13 protein-coding genes are annotated in these 16448 nt (G+C 55.2%); 6 read left to right on the top strand and 7 right to left on the bottom strand.

All coding sequences use genetic code 11. The features are described from left to right. Nucleotides 1–7 precede the first annotated feature (7 nt). Genes L215_RS0105490 through L215_RS0105480 form a run of 3 tightly spaced genes read right to left on the bottom strand, consistent with a single transcriptional unit; the run spans nt 8 to nt 6145 of the window. Nucleotides 8–1270: an HAD hydrolase family protein gene (locus L215_RS0105490; RefSeq protein WP_025882631.1), complete on the bottom strand. Its 1263-nt coding sequence runs from the start codon at nt 1268–1270 to the stop codon at nt 8–10. Nucleotides 1271–1281: 11 nt separating this feature from the next. Next, nucleotides 1282–3090: a hypothetical protein gene (locus tag L215_RS0105485; protein WP_025882632.1), complete on the bottom strand. Its 1809-nt coding sequence runs from the start codon at nt 3088–3090 to the stop codon at nt 1282–1284. A gap of 43 nt (nt 3091–3133) precedes the next feature. After that, nucleotides 3134–6145 (bottom strand): tetratricopeptide repeat protein, encoded by a 3012-nt coding sequence (locus L215_RS0105480; RefSeq protein WP_025882633.1) that lies wholly within the window; start codon nt 6143–6145, stop codon nt 3134–3136. A 507-nt stretch (nt 6146–6652) separates the two neighbouring features. Here L215_RS0105480 and L215_RS09870 point away from each other — a divergent pair. The 6 genes from L215_RS09870 to truA all read left to right on the top strand — a co-directional run bounded on the left by L215_RS09870 (nt 6653) and on the right by truA (nt 13013). Next, on the top strand, nt 6653–6880 hold the full coding sequence (locus L215_RS09870) for a 4Fe-4S binding protein (RefSeq protein ID WP_004331567.1): 228 nt from the start codon (nt 6653–6655) through the stop codon (nt 6878–6880). 14 nt (nt 6881–6894) lie between these two features. Continuing rightward, entirely contained in the window at nt 6895–7974 is a 1080-nt protein-coding gene (locus tag L215_RS0105475; protein ID WP_025882634.1) for a 3-methyl-2-oxobutanoate dehydrogenase subunit VorB, read from the top strand. Between the two features lie 41 nt (nt 7975–8015). Next, nucleotides 8016–8819 (top strand): thiamine pyrophosphate-dependent enzyme, encoded by an 804-nt coding sequence (locus tag L215_RS0105470; protein WP_027451466.1) that lies wholly within the window; start codon nt 8016–8018, stop codon nt 8817–8819. 19 nt (nt 8820–8838) lie between these two features. Beyond that, nucleotides 8839–9384, top strand: coding sequence for a 2-oxoacid:acceptor oxidoreductase family protein (locus tag L215_RS0105465; RefSeq protein WP_025882635.1), 546 nt, complete (start codon nt 8839–8841; stop codon nt 9382–9384). A 364-nt stretch (nt 9385–9748) separates the two neighbouring features. Continuing rightward, the gene (gene topA / locus L215_RS0105460; RefSeq protein ID WP_025882636.1) at nt 9749–12202 is read left to right on the top strand and encodes a type I DNA topoisomerase; all 2454 of its coding nucleotides are present in this window, start codon (nt 9749–9751) and stop codon (nt 12200–12202) included. A gap of 22 nt (nt 12203–12224) precedes the next feature. Beyond that, nucleotides 12225–13013, top strand: a complete 789-nt coding sequence (gene truA, locus L215_RS0105455; RefSeq protein ID WP_025882637.1) for a tRNA pseudouridine(38-40) synthase TruA — start codon at nt 12225–12227, stop codon at nt 13011–13013. A 445-nt stretch (nt 13014–13458) separates the two neighbouring features. On the opposite strand, the gene L215_RS0105450 is transcribed toward truA, so the two are convergent. Genes L215_RS0105450 through L215_RS0105435 form a run of 4 tightly spaced genes read right to left on the bottom strand, consistent with a single transcriptional unit; the run spans nt 13459 to nt 16442 of the window. Then, entirely contained in the window at nt 13459–13926 is a 468-nt protein-coding gene (locus L215_RS0105450; RefSeq protein WP_025882638.1) for a nucleoside deaminase, read from the bottom strand. 3 nt (nt 13927–13929) lie between these two features. After that, entirely contained in the window at nt 13930–15048 is a 1119-nt protein-coding gene (locus tag L215_RS0105445; protein ID WP_027451465.1) for a TlpA family protein disulfide reductase, read from the bottom strand. Between the two features lie 18 nt (nt 15049–15066). Then, nucleotides 15067–15786 carry an SIR2 family NAD-dependent protein deacylase gene (locus L215_RS0105440; RefSeq protein WP_025882639.1) on the bottom strand — a complete coding sequence of 240 codons (720 nt, stop codon included), beginning with the start codon at nt 15784–15786 and terminating at the stop codon, nt 15067–15069. 41 nt (nt 15787–15827) lie between these two features. Beyond that, complete coding sequence (locus tag L215_RS0105435; RefSeq protein ID WP_027451464.1) at nt 15828–16442, bottom strand: ribonuclease HII; 615 nt, start codon at nt 16440–16442, stop codon at nt 15828–15830. Between the last annotated feature and the right edge of the window lie 6 nt (nt 16443–16448).

The following is a 16448-nucleotide window of genomic DNA, read 5'->3' as shown; positions in this document are numbered from 1 at the left end:
CAAAGGTTTAGCGCTGCTTGAGGATACTATTGATGACACGGCAGGTGGAGATGAGCTTACCGCTCTGTGTGGAGTAGATATCCACGTTCCAGACGTGGGTGCTGCGCCCCTTGTGAAGTATCGTGGCGACACCTCGCACAGTGTCTCCGACGACTGTCGAGGAGACGTGGTAGCCACTCACCTGCATGCCGACTTGTATCTCGCCTTCGTTGGCTATAGCTACTGAACCTAGCCCTGCGAGGGTCTCGGCAAAGGCTAGCGAGGCGCCTCCGTGCAGGATGCCCATCGGCTGTCTCGTGCGACTGTCCACGGGCATCGTGCCAGTGACATAGCCCTGCGCGATCTCTGTGCAACGTATGCCGAGCGCTCCCATGAGCGTGTTGGGCATGATAGCGTTGGCATCTTCTGGGTCAAAGGGAACTCCGTCGTAGCGTAGCTTGATTTGCTTAGTAATCATGTGGGCTAAGCCCGCTGCGTCGCAAGAGGTGGTGATGTAGTCGGCGCAGCTCTTGAGCGGCTCGGGAGCGTTTGCCATAGCTACGCCTAGTCCAGCGCGCTGCACCATGGTGACATCCTCTAGGGTGGTGCCGACGGCGATGATGTTTTGCTGATTAAGGTCTAGTCGGTCGAGAATAAAGTCGAGTGCTCCTCGCAGGCTGACGCCAGAAGCTACGATCGAGAGCTCATTCATCGGCTCATCGTAGAGGGTGGCGGTCAAGGCTTGCTCAGCTTTGAACCGTTCGCTCAGCTTCTCCAGTCGATCCTGTCGGGCTAAGATAAGCGCTCTAAAGATTGGCTCGGAGGGAGCCTGGAAGGGCTCATCTGCCTTGGTCAAGTCTAGGATTGGCATGCCCCAGAGCTTGGCGAGCTGTAGGACACGTGGCTGATGAGTCTTGGTGGCGTAGAGTGCTTTCTCTCCGATGAATACTAGCGTGTAGTCGCTATCCACCAGCTCGTAGAGATGGGAGAGCTCGGCGGGGCGGAGTGGGCGAGAAGCCAGCTCACGACCCGTGCGACAGTTGTGAACGCGTGCACCTAGGTGGGAGATGATGTAGCCACTATTGCGCGGTAGTTGTAGCTGCTCGGAGAGCTTCAGGAGACTAGTCATAGGCGCTTCGCTGGCGATCGCCACACGTAGAGCGTACTCCTCCTGTACCTCTAGGAGAGCTTCGCGATCCTCTAGCGCTATCTGCCCATTGCTCCCGAGCAGACAGTCACGGTCTTTGATGGCGAGGAACTTATAGCCACCACTCTTTGCTTGATCTGTCATAGGACTCCTTATTATAATGCGGACCAGTTAAACTGTACCCCGATGCGCCCGCTGTAGGGCTGCTTCATATTGTAAGCACCTAGTCCATAGTACTGACTGTCGAAAGTGGCAAAAAGCGTCCACATATCCGTCAAGCGATACTGTGCTGTCACCTCAGCGGTAAACCTTGTGAGCGAAGCCCACGCTGCGCCCACTAGAAGCCCAGTCTTGGGAGCCTGAGCGGGGTGAAGGATCTTGGGCGAAAGACAGGTGTCGTAGTAAACCACCCCACGAAGATCTAGGCGACGTGTAGGACGGACGGCCAACTTCGCATAGCTCTGGAAGTAAGGCTTGGGAACGCGGACGGTGAAGTTAGCCAGACGGTTGAACTGCGCTCCGAGGCTTAGCTCACAAACCTTTGCGATGACCGTAGAGAGGTCTGCGCCTGCGTAGAAGATGTCGAGCTTCGTGTAATCATTGCGCTGCGACTGTAGCCATGAGCACTGTAGCTCCTCGCCAGTGTAGTAGGGTAGGAGGTCGAAGCCGTAAGTGCGGCCGTAGTGATCGTACCCGCCGTACAGCTCGTAGGTACCAGAGCCGAGCTGGAGCTTGACGCCTGTGCGAGAGGCGAGCTGCTGACGCTCAGGTCTAGGCAGTGCGTCGAGCATGACACCTGGTAGGCGAGCTAGGTAGTCAAAGGGGTTGACATCTTGTATTCCGCCCGAAGCCCGCAGGTACCACTCCCAGCGTCTCTGGTCAGAGAGTGACAGCCGAACCTCTGGGTAGACCAGTACCTCTTGGTTGGCAAAGTCCACGCCGACACCGCCTGAGAAGTCTAGGTCGGCAAAGTTAACGAACCCACGATAGCGGAACTGCGGGTGTGCCCCTAGGAGGAAGAGCTGTGACGGCTGGCTCGTGCGGATACGCATATCGGCGCTCAGTCCTAGAGACCAGTCATCAGAGAGCTGCACGGCGGTAGCTCCATCAGCGTCAATCACATGTAGATGCTCGCTAGCCAGGATGTCGCCCTGAGTTGGGCTAGGTAGTGAATGGGATAGGAAGGCGTAGCGTGCGCCAAGGTCAAAGGACCAGTTCTGCGCCTGGAGGTTCTCTATGCGACCCGTCAGACTGTACTCGCGTAGCTTGTCTTGCCAGCGGGTGCGGTCCAATAGGGGAAGCGTACCCATCTGCATCCTCTGCTGCGTAGGTGTGTGCGCAAAGATGTGACTACGGATCCCTCCCTGTAGCTTGACGGTGCTCTCCTTCCAGTGATAGCTGTAGCCTAGGACTCCCTCGGTAGCGTGGCGGTACATCTCCGTCTGTCGGGGAACTTCCTCAAGGTAGTGATAGTCAGGATCGGTCTCCCGAGTAGGACCATGCACGGAGCGGTTGGGCCCGTTCTTGCTGAGCGTGAAAAGCTCCGAGCGGTGCGTCAGGTCGAGAGAAAGGACGTTATGCTTGCTCCCAAAGTGCCACTGCCCCGCCAGATCCCCACCGAAAGCCGGTGCAAAGCCTCCGAAGAGACGGGCCATGATCCCATTGTAAGGCTGAGGCACCTCACTGGCAAAGCTAGACAGCTGAGGCGTCGGCGCTGGTGAGAGGGTCGGCGTGAAGTCTCTCGTGGAGCGAGGCGTGGCTGGGTTGTAGCGCTCTATCTGAGGCTTAGTCAGAGGTATCAGCGTAAAGATAGGATTGGTGTCATCTATCTGTCTCACCTTTTCGCTCACCACGGTGACCTCACGGCTGATTGTGTCACGCTTGGCGGGAGGGGTGGGCTGTTGAGCTAAAGCTGGGAGCAGGCTGCTGAGCAGTACTGGGAGAAGTATGTATAGTCGTTTCATCGATGATAGGCTTAATCGTGAGAAATGGAAGGCGAGAGGCGCATTAGCGAGTCGTACTTTGGCGAAGCTGTGCGAGCTTCTCTGCGGCACGCTGACGTATCGGCGAAGTCTCGTCGGTGTAGTTCTTGAGCAAGCTCTCTAGATATAGTCTTGCCGTGTCGGGATCCCCCTTGGCGAGGTACCAGTCGGAGAGCGTTATGATCGTCTCGGCAGATAGATCGGGGTCTGGGTAAGCTTCGTTGACCAGCTTGTCCAGTAGCTGCTTCGAGTAGCTTTGCTGCACCTTGTTGGAGACGTAGTACTGAGCCAATAGGAGCGTCCCCTGACTGCCTGCGTAGGTTCCTATACGGGCTACAAGCGGCTTTAGCAGAGCCTCGATCTGGTTGCTCTGTCCTGTCTTCAAGTAGCTGGTAGCTAGGCGACAAGTCAAGAGGTCTAGTTGCTCTTGGCTCCATCCCTTAGCCTTGTCTAGCTGAGGGGTTACGACCTTGATGACCCACGCATATTGTCCCGCTTGGAGTGCGCTCTCGGTAGCTGAGAGCAGTGTCGTCTGATAGCTCGCGGGGGCTAGTGGTAGTGTGAGGAGCTCCTGTTGCAAGGGCAATGCCTGCGCATAAGCTCGCTGATGAAGGCGAATCGTAGACATCTTCTGGAGCAAACCAATGTGCAGCTCCTGCGACAGTTGCTTGCGACTGGGGTAGATGCGCTCATAGAGTGCTAGAGCGTCTGCCTCCTTGCCAGCACGTTCGTAGAGATCGCCCAAGTAGTAGTGCGCTAAGAGCGAAGAAGCACCTTGTGGCTTCAGAGCTAGGTACTCCTTGAGCAAGCGCTCTGCCTGTGGCTGTCGGGACTGGTAAGCACGCTCGGCCGTCTCGAAGGAGATGCTCATCGCCTCGCTCTCGTTGATGGCGTAGCTGCCGCCAATGCTGTTGGCGTACTGGACAAACTCAGTGGAGCGTCCCTCCTCGATGTAGATACTCTTCAGCGCTTCGTAAGCCTGCTTCGCCTCGCCACTCTGTGGCGCCTCGGCCAGGAGCGCTTTGTAAGTCTCGATGGCTCGGTTCGTCTCATTCCTATTATAATATAGTAGTGCCAACTGCAAGGCAGCCTTGCGCCCATACTCGCTCTGCGGGTACTCCTGCGTCAGACGTGTGAAAGCTCCGATAGCCTCCGCATGCTGTCCTGACAGCTCCATAGCTCGTCCCTGATCATACATAGCGCGAGGCTTGTAAAGGCTGTTCGGGTGGCGAGCGATCAACTTATCGAGTGCAGCTATCTGCGCCTTGTAGTCCTTCTTGAGACCCTCTATGTCGGACAGCATATAGAGCGCATAGACCTGATTGTCAGGAGCGATCCTGTAAGCCTCCTCGTAGTAGCGTACGGCAGGCGTGTAGTGCCCCTGCATATAGTGCGCATCGCCTAGGCGGGCGTGGACATCCGCCTGCAGTGTATTGTCGAGCGTGCCCTCTTGGAGTAAGATAGAGAGCGTCTGCGTGGCAGCTCCGTACTGCTTCTGCTTGATCTGGCTGTAGCCCAGTAGGTAGCGAGCTATCTGTAGCTGTTCGCTAGTGGCTGTGCGCTTATTGAGGATAGCAGTGAGAGCTTGTGATGCACGCTTGTAGGCTCCCTGCTGCGAGAGAAGTTGCGCTCCTAGGAGCTGCGCCTCAATGTGGTGTGTGGAGCGCGTGCCGAGCCCTTGTGCTTGCTGGTTGTAGCGCTGTGCTAGGGCTAGGTCGCCCGTCTGTTGTGCCTGCTGTGTGAGCTGATTGAGCAGATAGCACTGCGCCTCTACAATAACGGGCGAAGGACTCTTGATACGTCCTATGGAGGCTAGACTAGTCTGGTAGTCGGGGCTGCGGTAGTAGCTCTCGATGAGAAAGCGCTCCATCGCCTCACGGTGTGCCGACTGGGCGAATGTATTGAGAAACTCCTCGCAGAGCCTCACCTCCTGACCAAACGAACCGCCCGCCTTACTGCGCATCAGCAATACCTGCTCATAGATAGCTGCTTCACGGATCGTAGGAGCTACAGCTCTATCTGCTGCCACCTGATAGGATGCCAAAGCTTCGGAGTAAAGCCCCATATCTCTACGAGCACGGGCTAGGTAAAGGTTGGCCACCCCGCTCGTCTCCGCATCGCCACGGGTCGCTAGGAGTAGATGCGGGATCGCTTGCTCCGTGCGCTCCGTCTCCATGTAGGCGGCTGCGAGGATAAGTTGGTCTTCGGGTGTCAGGGCATTAGCCTTTTGCTCTGCTAGTGGAGCGAGGCGCTCGATAGCTTTGCTCGGCTCCTCAAGACGATACCAAGCGTTTGCCTCTAGTATCTGACTCTCCGTGCGCTGCTCCTCTGAGAGGCGTGCCGTAGCAAGTGCCTCGGTGTGCGTGAGCACCGACTGGTAGTTTTGTCGATAAAGGGCTATCCGCGCCAGTCCTAGACGAGCGTCATACTGCAGATCGCCCTGATCCTGTATCGGGAGGAGCGTGCGCTCAGCCTTGTCCAGATTGTTTTGCGCTATGTATAGCTGCGCCAGATAGAGCCTAGCCACATCGCCCCAGTAACCTCCATTGTCAGCGGTCAACTCAAAGAGTCGCTCGACCTGATCTACAGAGCGACCAGACAGTAGGAGCGCATAGACCATCTTGACCTGCCACTCGCTCTGCGCCTCACGTGTCAAGGTCTGCTCACGCACCTGCTCTAGCGTATGGCGAGCACGATTGTACTCCTTATTATATAGGTAGTGTGTGGCACGAGCTATGCGCGCTATCTGCGCCTCACGGGAGACGGGCTCTCTGGTAATATACTCCTCCAGCTCGGCAGCAGCACTCGGACGACCCAGTAGATGCGCCCCGTAAGTGGCAAACCACCCATCCGACTCGCTCAGACGTCGTGTAGAGGAGAGGAGCGTCGTGGTGCGTAGGGGCGAGCCAGCTGCGAGGGTCACCTCGATGGCATGCTGCTCGGTGGGTATGCTAAAGGTCTCCTGCGCCTGTAGTGGATAGGCTAGTGGCATGCTGCCACAGAGAAGTAGCGTATATAGGTATCCTTTGTAGTTCATCGGTAAAAGGTCTTACTTAGGGGGCTCAGTCCACAGGATGCGCCCGATCGATTCTCACGCAAATCTACTGAAATAACTGCTGAGAGCAAAATCTGGCAGGGCTGGCGCATGACACAAGGTGACTGATTATCCACGGAGGAACGGAAAAATTCTTCGGAACTTTGATTTGCTTCTTCCGAAGTTTCATTTCCTGGCTCCGTGGAGAACTTTTATCTTCTAGCGAGTTATTTGGAAATTCCTTCGAGGAGTTTCGACGACTTTCGCTCCTATCCCTCTAGAGACTGTCGCTAGCTAGCTGCAGTCTCTAGTCGTTTTTAGGATCGTATTCATCTTCAAAAGAGCCTCTTTACGGAGAACTTGTCAGGAAAACAATCTTTTTCACTACCTAATGGTAGGTATTTCGAATATTCTTCGTAACTTTGAGGTCGAAGAAAACTAATTGTATCACAGTACTCGACTTTTGTCTGCTGACGGGAGGAGGGTACAATTATCTATAACGTACTACACATGGCAAAATTTAGAGGAGCAATCGTAGTCAACGAGCAACGCTGCAAGGGGTGCAACCTCTGCGTTGTGGCGTGTCCTACTACGAGTATCTCGCTTCACCCAGACGAGGTGAACGACAAGGGGTATCACTACTGCTATATGAGCAGCCCCGAAACGTGCATTGGCTGCGCAAATTGTGGCGTAGTTTGTCCCGACGGCTGTATCAGCGTCTATAAAGTAACCCTTTAATCCTAATAGCTATCATGGCAGAAGTAAAACTGATGAAGGGCAACGAGGCCCTGGCACACTCGGCAATCCTCAACGGACTGGATGGCTATTTCGGATATCCTATCACACCTCAGTCTGAGGTTCTTGAGACACTTATGTCGCTACGCCCCTGGGAGAAGACCGGTATGGTCGTCCTACAGGCTGAGAGCGAGGTCTCTTCTATCAACATGGTATATGGAGGTGCTGGCGCTGGTAAGCGTGTCATGACCTCCTCCTCTAGCCCTGGTATCAGCCTTATGGCTGAGGGTATCAGCTACATCGCTGGTGCTGAGCTGCCTGCACTAATTGTTAACGTGATGCGTGGTGGCCCTGGTCTAGGTACGATCCAGCCAAGTCAGGCTGACTACTTCCAGACCACCAAGGGTGGTGGTCACGGTGACTACCGCCTCATCGTACTGGCTCCTTACTCTGTACAGGAGATGGTAGACTTCGTAGGTCTCGGTATGGACATGGCGTTTAAGTATCGTAACCCAGTTATGATCCTAAGCGATGGTATCATCGGACAGATGATGGAGAAGGTCGTACTACCTGAGCAGAAGCCTCGCCACACCGATGAGGAGATTGCTGCTAGTTGCCCCTGGGCTACTACAGGTCATACACCTGACAAGCGTGCTATCATCACATCTCTCGAGCTAGACTCAGCTGTGATGGAGCAAAACAACCTACGTTTCCAGGAGAAGTATCGCAAGATCGAGGAGAACGAGATCCGCTACGAGGAGACGATGACAGAGGATGCTGACTACGTACTAGTAGCTTTTGGCTCTTCTGCACGTATCTGCCAGAAGGTCGTTCAGGTGGCTCGTCAAGAGGGTCTCAAGGTAGGTCTTGTACGTCCTATCACGCTATGGCCTTATCCATACGAGGTGATCTCCAAGCTCGCTGAGCGTGGTGTCAAGGGCTTCCTCTCTGTCGAGCTCAACGCTGGTCAGATGGTCGAGGATGTCAGACTTGCCGTCAATGGTCGCTGCCCTGTAGAGCACTTCGGACGTATGGGTGGTATGCTATTCTCTCCAGACGAGGTCCTCAACGCTTTGCGTACGAAGCTCGTCAAGTAAGCTTACCCTTTATCAATAACCAGTAATAGACAACGAATATCATGGATATAAAGGATATAACCAAACCAGAGAACTTGGTCTATCAGAAGCCAAGTTTGCTCAACAATAACACGATGCACTACTGCCCAGGCTGTAGCCACGGTGTCGTGCACAAGCTGGTTGCAGAGGTCCTCGAGGAGATGGGCATGGGCGACCAGACTGTCGGTGTAGCTCCTGTGGGCTGCTCCGTCTTTGCATACAACTATATAGATATCGACTGGCAGGAGGCTGCTCACGGTCGTGCGCCTGCTGTAGCTACTGCTATCAAGCGTCTCTATCCAAATAAGCTCGTCTTCACCTATCAGGGTGATGGTGACCTAGCTGCTATCGGTACTGCTGAGACGATCCACGCTGCAAACCGTGGTGAGAACATCGTCATCATCTTCATCAACAACGGTATCTACGGTATGACCGGTGGTCAGATGGCTCCTACCACACTACTCGGTATGAAGACTGTCACCTGCCCTGATGGTCGTACACCAGAGCTTAACGGTTATCCTCTCGTTATCTCCAAGATCCTCTCTGAGCTAGACGGTACTTGCTACGTCACACGTCAGAGTGTACACACGGCTGGTGCTGTTCGCAAGGCTAAGAAGGCTCTACGCAAGGCTTTTGAGAACTCACTCGCAGGCAAGGGTACCAGCGTCGTTGAGTTTGTATCAACCTGCAATACAGGCTGGAAGATGAGCCCTGCTAAGGCTAACGAGTGGATGTCGAAGTTTATGGTCGACAAGTACGCTCTAGGTGACATCAAGGATGTCGAGTCTAAGGGTAGCAACGACGAGGTGGTTACAATGAAAATCTAATCAGACGAAAGGAACAACTATGAATTACGAAATAGTCATATCTGGCTTCGGAGGTCAGGGCGTACTCTCTATGGGTAAGATCATCGCTTACTCTGGTATCATGGAGAACAAGGAGGTATCCTGGATGCCTTCTTACGGACCTGAGCAGCGTGGTGGTACGAGTAACGTTACGGTCATCGTCAGCGATGAGCCTGTAAGCTCACCCGTTGTCAACGAGTATGATGTTGTCATCGTGCTCAACCAACCATCACTCGACAAGTTCGCTCCTCGTGTCAAGAAGGGCGGTATCCTGATCTACGACCCAGCTCTGATCCAGCACAAGTCTGACCGCAAGGACATCAACATCTACGAGGTTCCCGCTACGGAGCAGAGTATGGAGATGGGCAATGACAAGATCTTCAACATGATCATACTTGGTGGTATGCTCCAGGCGGCTCCTATGCTCAAGCTCGAGAGCATCATCGCAGGACTCAAGAAGTCTTTGCCTGAGCGTCACCACAAGCTGATCCCCCTCAACGAGGAGGCTATCAAGCGCGGTATGAATAGTTTGAGCAAGGTCAACTAATCTAGGGAGACCCGCACACACTATATAATATAATGTCAAGGCGTCCGCCGATCTACTCGTTAGATTGACGGACGCCTTCTCTTGCAGTGCTGACGAGTAACGATATGTAGGGACGCACGGTCGTGCGTCCGTTGTATCAAATGTTACAGCATCGTGGTTGTGACGAGGACAGACGCACGAGCCGTGCGTCCCCACATGTCGCTACACGCCAAGATCCTAATGACTACACAGCGGATTACGTATCTCATTGAGCTAATTGATTTGCGGAGTTGAGCGCTTTTTCGGCTAAAGCGTTCGTTTCCTTATAAAAGAGTACCTTTGCACCGATTGAGACTGAGGCAACGGTCTCAGATAGCGTGAGAATATGGCAAAGCAGAAGAACTTAGTAATAGTAGAGTCCCCCGCAAAGGCGAAGACGATTGGCAAATTCCTCGGAGCTGACTACAAAGTGCTCTCGAGCTATGGACACATACGAGACCTCAAGCCGAGTAGCTTTAGTGTAGACGTGGAGCACCACTTCGCACCCATCTATGAGATCCCCGCAGACAAGCAGCGTCTCGTATCGGAGCTTCGCAAAGCGGCTAAGGCGAGTGACATCGTCTGGCTCGCATCCGATGAAGACCGCGAGGGAGAGGCGATCGCTTGGCACCTCTATCATGTGCTAGATCTACAGAACAAGGAGACACACCGTATCGCATTCCACGAGATTACCAAGAGCGCCATACAGCACGCCATACAGAACCCACGCTCGATCAACGAAAACCTCGTAGATGCCCAGCAGGCACGTCGTGTCTTGGATCGTATCGTAGGCTTTGAACTCTCGCCAGTCCTCTGGCGACGTGTCGGCCCCTCGCTCTCGGCTGGACGTGTGCAGAGCGTCGCTGTGCGTCTCATCGTAGAGCGGGAGCGCGAGATACTAGCCTTCCAGCCAGAGATCTCTTTTGCCATCTCATCTCGCCTAGAGACCAAGGGTGGAGAAACCTTTACTGCGACACTCCCTGACAACCTCCCCTCCGAGGAAGCCGCTCGCCAACTCATGCAGCGAGCTATCGATAGTCAGTCAACCTTTGCCGTGCAGCAGGTTGAGCAGAAGCCTGGGCGTCGCTCTCCGTCGGCACCATTCACCACGAGTACGCTCCAGCAGGAGGCTTCTCGCAAGCTCGGTATGAGCGTCTCCAACACGATGCGTGTGGCGCAAGCTCTTTACGAGCGAGGTCTCATCACTTACATGCGTACCGACTCGGTCAATCTCTCCAGCCTCGCACTCCATGATGCCGAGACAGTGATCCTAGAGCAGTGGGGCGCCGACTACTATCAGCGCCGACGTTACCACGTGAAGAGCAAAGGGGCACAGGAGGCGCACGAAGCTATTCGCCCGACCTATCTGCGCAATGCCACGATACAAGGAACTAAGCAGGAGCAAGCCCTCTACGATCTCATCCGCAAGCGCACGCTCGCTAGTCAGATGGCCGATGCCCGCATCGAGCGGACGATCGCACAGATCGCTTCGCAGGGTGCAGAGCCCGTACGTCTAGAGGCTCGTGGCGAGGTCATCGTCTTTGACGGCTTCATCAGCGCTTACACAGAGAGCCGTGATGACGAGGAGGATACGAGTGGCAATGAGCTTCCCAAGCTGAAGGAGGGCGATGCGCTACAGCTGCGAGAGATAGAGGGACGCCAATCCTTTACCAAGCCCAAGCCCCGCTACACCGAAGCATCCCTCGTTCGCAAGATGGAGGAGCTAGGCATCGGCAGACCGTCTACTTACGCTCCGACGATTCAGACCATCCAAAATAGAGATTACGTTCGTCGTGGCGAGAGCCAAGGCGAGAGTCGCGATGTGCTATACCTCAGCTGGCAGCATAGCGCAGGAAATACAACTATCAAGTCGCACAAGCAGAAGGAGCGCTACGGTGGAGACCGTGGACGACTCGTTCCCACTGATATGGGAATCGTGGTGACCGACTTCCTAACGGAAAACTTCTCCCGTGTCGTGGACTACAACTTCACGGCCGATGTCGAGGAGCGCTTTGACAAAGTTGCCGAGGGTGAGGCTCAGTGGCAGGATCTGATTGGGACGTTTTACGATAAGTTCCACCCGATGATTGAGGAGCAGAGCCAGTCAGGTGCCAAGCGCTATACAGGCGAGCGTCTGCTCGGTACCGATCCCGTCAGTGGCAAGCCAGTCATCGCGCGCATCGGTCGCTACGGTCCGATGGTACAGATCGGAGAGGCGCCCGACAATGATCTGCCCGAGGCGGAGCGCGAGCGCCTGAAGCCACGCTTCGCCAGTATCCCCAGCAATCTGCTTATAGAGACTATCACGCTAGAGGAGGCGCTGAAGCTCTTTGACCTGCCCCGCACGGTCGGTGAGTTTGAGGGTGGTGACGTGGTCGCTGCCGTTGGTCGCTTCGGTCCTTATCTACGGCACAAAGGCGCCTTCACCTCAATCCCCAAGAGCAGTGGCCTGACGCCCGAGGAGATAACGCTCCAGGAGGCGATCGAGCTGATCGAGGAGAAGCGTCGCAAGGATGCTGCCAGTCTGCTCAAGAGCTTCCCCGAGGATCCCGACATTGCGATTCGTGACGGACGGTGGGGCGCTTACATCAAGGCGGGCAAGAAGAACTATAAGCTCACCAAGGAGCAGAAAGCTGACCCCACGAAGCTGACATACGCCGAGGTCGTCGCCATCATCGCTGAGCAAGACAAAGAGACCCCGAAGAAGGGACGTACCACGACGAAGAAGACTACGACGAAGAAGGCGACTACCACTGCCAAGAAGGCTGCGCCTAAGCGTAGTGCAGCCTCTAAGTCTTGATAGCTCCTCACCCTTAAAAGCCATGGAGGCTCCCGTACAGCGTGTATTCCTCGAGGTAGCTTACGACGGCACCAACTACTGTGGCTGGCAGGTACAGCCCCGTGGTGTCTCGGTGCAGTCTGAGCTAGAGCGCGCCCTGTCCATACTCTTTCGCCAGCCGATCTCGGTCACGGGAGCTGGTCGCACAGACGCTGGGGTACACGCCTACAGTATGATGGCGCATGCCGACCTTCCGATCCCGCACCCACCGCTAGCACAGATACAGAGAGGTTTGTGTGGCATACTGCGTGGTGGCATATCCGTTCGCTCTGTCACGCCCGTCATCCCGACGGCTCACGCCCGCTTTGACGCTACCTCGCGAAGGTATCACTACTACATCTCGGCTTGTAGCAACCCCTTCTGGGGTGACTACTGCTGGGAGCGACGCACGCTCCCTGATATGGCGCTGATGAACGAAGCTTGTCGCCACTTCATCGGTGAGCACGACTTCACCTCCTTTAGCAAGCTACACACGCAGACGAAGCACAATCGCTGTACCGTCTACACAGCGCATTGGGAGCAGGTTGAGATGCCTGGTCTCTGGGATGCGATGCGCTACGAGGTGTGTGCCAATCGCTTCCTCCACGGCATGGTGCGTACGATGGTCGGGACGCTCCTCGAGGTGGGCTACGGACAGCGCACGCCAGACTCGATCGCAGAACTGATCCAGAGCGAAGACCGCACGCTAGCCGGCTCGGCCGCTCCAGCCCGTGCGCTCTTCTTCGTCGAGGCCACCTATCCCGACTCGATCTATAGCCTAGATCCTCAGTAAGAGCCTCATCGGCTACTCACGCTCCCGTTACATTGATTCCCCAAAAACAGCTCCTCAAGGGTTGGCGTATCTACGGCAACTCCCATGTTGTTTGGGCAAACTTCAGTTTCTCCTGCATGAAACTCCAGTTTCTTCCGTATGAAACTTTAGTTTCTTCCGTATGAAACTCTAGTTTCTTCCGTATGAAACTCCAGTGCCAAATGGGGGTGAAACTCTAGTTTCACTAGGTGAAACCAAGGTTTGGCGGGGTTTTGCTTCGAAGGCTCAGAGGCATTTGTTGCATACCGCTCCAACCAAAGGTGTAAAGGTTAAAACAAAGGACGGCCACAATAGTGACCGTTCTCCGTTTAATAACTATTTAATTGATACCTCCTACACGTTACCTCCTGGTCCAGTACACTTATCGGAGCAAGAATTTCAAGTGCACTTGGAAATCCTGGGGCGGTTAGCGAGAGCGCCGCTTGCGTCGGAAGTAGGAGACCATCAGTTCACGGCACTCCTCCTCGCAGACGCCTCCCACGACGACACTCTTGGGGTGGGGGAGCGCATTGCTGTAGTGCATATAGCCGCCCTTGGGGTCGGCTGTGCCATAGACGATACGTCCTATCTGTGTCCAGCGCAAGGCGCCCATACACATGGGGCATGGCTCGACGGTCACGTAAAGTGTGCACTGCGGGAGGTACTTGCCACCGATGGCTGCGGTGGCCTGCGTGATGGCTAGCATCTCGGCGTGGGCCGTGGGGTCGTTGAGTAGCTCGACTTGATTATGACTCTTTGCTAAGATGCGTGTGCCGACCGCTATGACAGCTCCGATGGGCACTTCGTCAGCTTCGTCAGCTACGAGAGCCTGCTGGAGGGCTAGCTGCATCATGCGCTCGTCTAGGAGCGGATCTATGGGAGGGAGCCCGGTCATACCTTAGCGATAGATTGACTCGAGCGTGTCGAAGAGCTCGGCACCACGTAGGGAGCGTGCGGCGATTGTCCCGTCGGGCGCTATCAGCATAATCTCGGGGATGCTATAGATGCCGTAAGTGATGGATGTACGGGCGGTGGGCTCGTAGAGTTGTGGCCACTGGAGCTGGTACTCGGCTTGTAGCATCTTTAGATTGTACGGCTCGTCCCAGAGGAAGATACCGACCATGTTTAGTCCGCGCTCATGGTAGATTTTGTAAGCTTTGATCAGGTTGGGCATCTCGTCTAGGCAAGGCTTGCACCAGCCAGCCCAGCAGTGCAGGAGGGTGTAGCAGCCTGGGAGCAACTGCTTGGATAGATAGGTCGTATCGCCCTCTAGTGTCTCTAGTGGAAGGTCTATGATGGGGGTGCCAGGAGCGGTACGGTAGAAGTTGTCTACGGTGCTTAGGTAGAGATCTATTTCTTTATTCTTCAAGACGAGGGGTCCCATATGGCTTCGCACGAAAGGCGCCGTCTCGAGGAGGCTCTCATAGTTGATCGTCAGGAGCATTACCGAGGCGATGATTCCGACGGGGTCGTTGGGGTGGCGCAAGCAATAGTCTTTAGCCAGTGCGGTGTAGTTGTCGATGGCGGACTTAAAGCCCTGATCGAAGGCGTCATAGAGCGCACTGTCGGGTGGTATCGCCGCAAGATTTTGCTTGAAGTCACCTCCCAAGCTGTCGAGGGAGACGTAGAGGCGGTCGAGCTCTTGATTGAGATAGTCACCCTCGATTAGTCTACGCTTGATGAAGTCAATAGCGAGTGGCTGTGTCGAGAGGACGATTGGGATAGGCGGCTCTCCGGTTATCTCTAGGTAAGCGATGTCTTGGCTCATACTGTCCACATAGTTGCCCTTGAGGTGGAACTCCCCTTCGTACACAAAGCAGCTGTCGATGGTTTTACCGTCTAGAGTCAACTTAAGCAAAGGTGGGTCGGCACCTTCCTGCGCATCGGTGTATCCTGATATGTGGTATCTCTGTTGCTTGTGGCAACTGCAGAGGAGGCTCAGCACAAGGATGGGGAGCAGGAGGAGTGTCCTAGAGAGACGCTGCTGACAGAGCTGTCGTGTGGTGTGAGTAGACATGAGCAGAGGAAAAGACTATTACGACTGAGGCATCAGGATGTCTAGCAACTCTTTGACCCCTTGCGTGGCAACCTTCTGAATGTGTGTGACATGAGCGATGCCGTGCGTATTGACCTCTTTGGGATCAATGAGGTAGATGGGGGTGCCGTTGGGAACGTAGGCGAGGAGACTCGCGGCGGGGTAGACATTGAGCGAAGTCCCGACGACCACCATAATGTCTGCCTGGCTTGCCTCACGAATGGCTGGCTCGATCATGGGGACAGCCTCGCCAAACCATACGATAAAGGGCCTCAGCTGCGATCCGTCGGGAGCTAGGTCGCCCACATGCAGGTCGGGGTGCTTGGGGTCTACGGGATAAGTCTTCTGGGTATTGCGCACGGAGCAGTTTTTCATCAGTTCGCCATGGAGGTGTATCACCTTGCTACTGCCTGCACGCTCGTGGAGGTTGTCCACATTTTGCGTCACGACGGTCACATCGTACTGACGCTCTAGCTCAGCTAGCCCGTAGTGTGCCGCATTGGGCTCGCAGCCTACATAGTCGCGACGACGATCATTGTAAAAATCTAGCACCAGCTTGGGATTGCGCATGAAGCCTTCGATAGAGGCTACGTCCTGGACGGGATAGTTTTCCCACAGTCCGTCACTATCTCTAAAGGTCGATATGCCACTCTCGGCACTGACGCCAGCACCAGTGAGGATGACCAGCTTGCGCTTCGCTTGATTGCTTGGATTAGTCATAATGTCTGTCTTCTTTATAGTGTGCATCTAAGGTACGAAACTTATCTCTCAAGGTCAAATAAGAGCTCGGGCTGCAAGAGCTGGAAGCCCTGTCGGTGCAATGGGCAGGAGCCGTGCTGGCGGATCCCCTCACGGTGCTGCGCTGTCGGGTAACCTTTGTTTTGCTCCCAGCCGTAGTGCGGGTAGTGCTGTGCCTGCTGGGTCATATACTCGTCTCGGTGCGTCTTGGCTAGGATAGAGGCGGCGGCGATGGCGAGGTAGCGGTCGTCGCCCTTGACGATGGTGTGGTACTCGACCTCGTCGGGGCGTGGGTCGTAGTAGTTGCCGTCGATGAGCAGACGCTCGGGTGTGCAAGGCAAAGCCTCAATGGCGCGCTGCATGGCGCGCATAGAGGCGTGGAGGATGTTGATCTGCTGGATCTCCTGAACGGTTGCCACGCCCACGGCCCACGCTGTGGCATGCTCCTCGATGAAGTGGCGTAGCTCCTCGCGCTGTCTTGCCGTAAGCTTCTTACTATCTCGCAGGTGCGGGTGGTCTAGCGTCTCGGGCCAGACGACTGCTGCAGCGTAAAGGTCCCCAGCAAGGGCTCCTCGTCCAGCCTCATCACAGCCGCACTCGATGAGTCCGTCCGATGCGTAGCGATGTAGTAATGGCATGGCTTC

Source organism: Porphyromonas uenonis DSM 23387 = JCM 13868 (assembly GCF_000482365.1).
GTDB lineage: Bacteria > Bacteroidota > Bacteroidia > Bacteroidales > Porphyromonadaceae > Porphyromonas > Porphyromonas uenonis.
The sequence above is the reverse complement of the archived record's forward strand: the minus strand, read 5'-3'. Positions and strand labels throughout refer to the sequence as shown.

Coding starts and splice junctions, on each gene's coding strand:
- L215_RS09870 (WP_004331567.1), top strand. CDS start 6,653: ATGGCAAAATTTAGAGGAGCAATCGTAGTCAACGAGCAACGCTGCAAG.
- L215_RS0105435 (WP_027451464.1), bottom strand. CDS start 16,442: ATGCCATTACTACATCGCTACGCATCGGACGGACTCATCGAGTGCGGC.
- L215_RS0105490 (WP_025882631.1), bottom strand. CDS start 1,270: ATGACAGATCAAGCAAAGAGTGGTGGCTATAAGTTCCTCGCCATCAAA.
- truA (WP_025882637.1), top strand. CDS start 12,225: ATGGAGGCTCCCGTACAGCGTGTATTCCTCGAGGTAGCTTACGACGGC.
- L215_RS0105440 (WP_025882639.1), bottom strand. CDS start 15,786: ATGACTAATCCAAGCAATCAAGCGAAGCGCAAGCTGGTCATCCTCACT.
- L215_RS0105465 (WP_025882635.1), top strand. CDS start 8,839: ATGAATTACGAAATAGTCATATCTGGCTTCGGAGGTCAGGGCGTACTC.
- L215_RS0105480 (WP_025882633.1), bottom strand. CDS start 6,145: ATGAACTACAAAGGATACCTATATACGCTACTTCTCTGTGGCAGCATG.
- L215_RS0105445 (WP_027451465.1), bottom strand. CDS start 15,048: ATGTCTACTCACACCACACGACAGCTCTGTCAGCAGCGTCTCTCTAGG.
- L215_RS0105470 (WP_027451466.1), top strand. CDS start 8,016: ATGGATATAAAGGATATAACCAAACCAGAGAACTTGGTCTATCAGAAG.
- topA (WP_025882636.1), top strand. CDS start 9,749: ATGGCAAAGCAGAAGAACTTAGTAATAGTAGAGTCCCCCGCAAAGGCG.
- L215_RS0105450 (WP_025882638.1), bottom strand. CDS start 13,926: ATGACCGGGCTCCCTCCCATAGATCCGCTCCTAGACGAGCGCATGATG.
- L215_RS0105485 (WP_025882632.1), bottom strand. CDS start 3,090: ATGAAACGACTATACATACTTCTCCCAGTACTGCTCAGCAGCCTGCTC.
- L215_RS0105475 (WP_025882634.1), top strand. CDS start 6,895: ATGGCAGAAGTAAAACTGATGAAGGGCAACGAGGCCCTGGCACACTCG.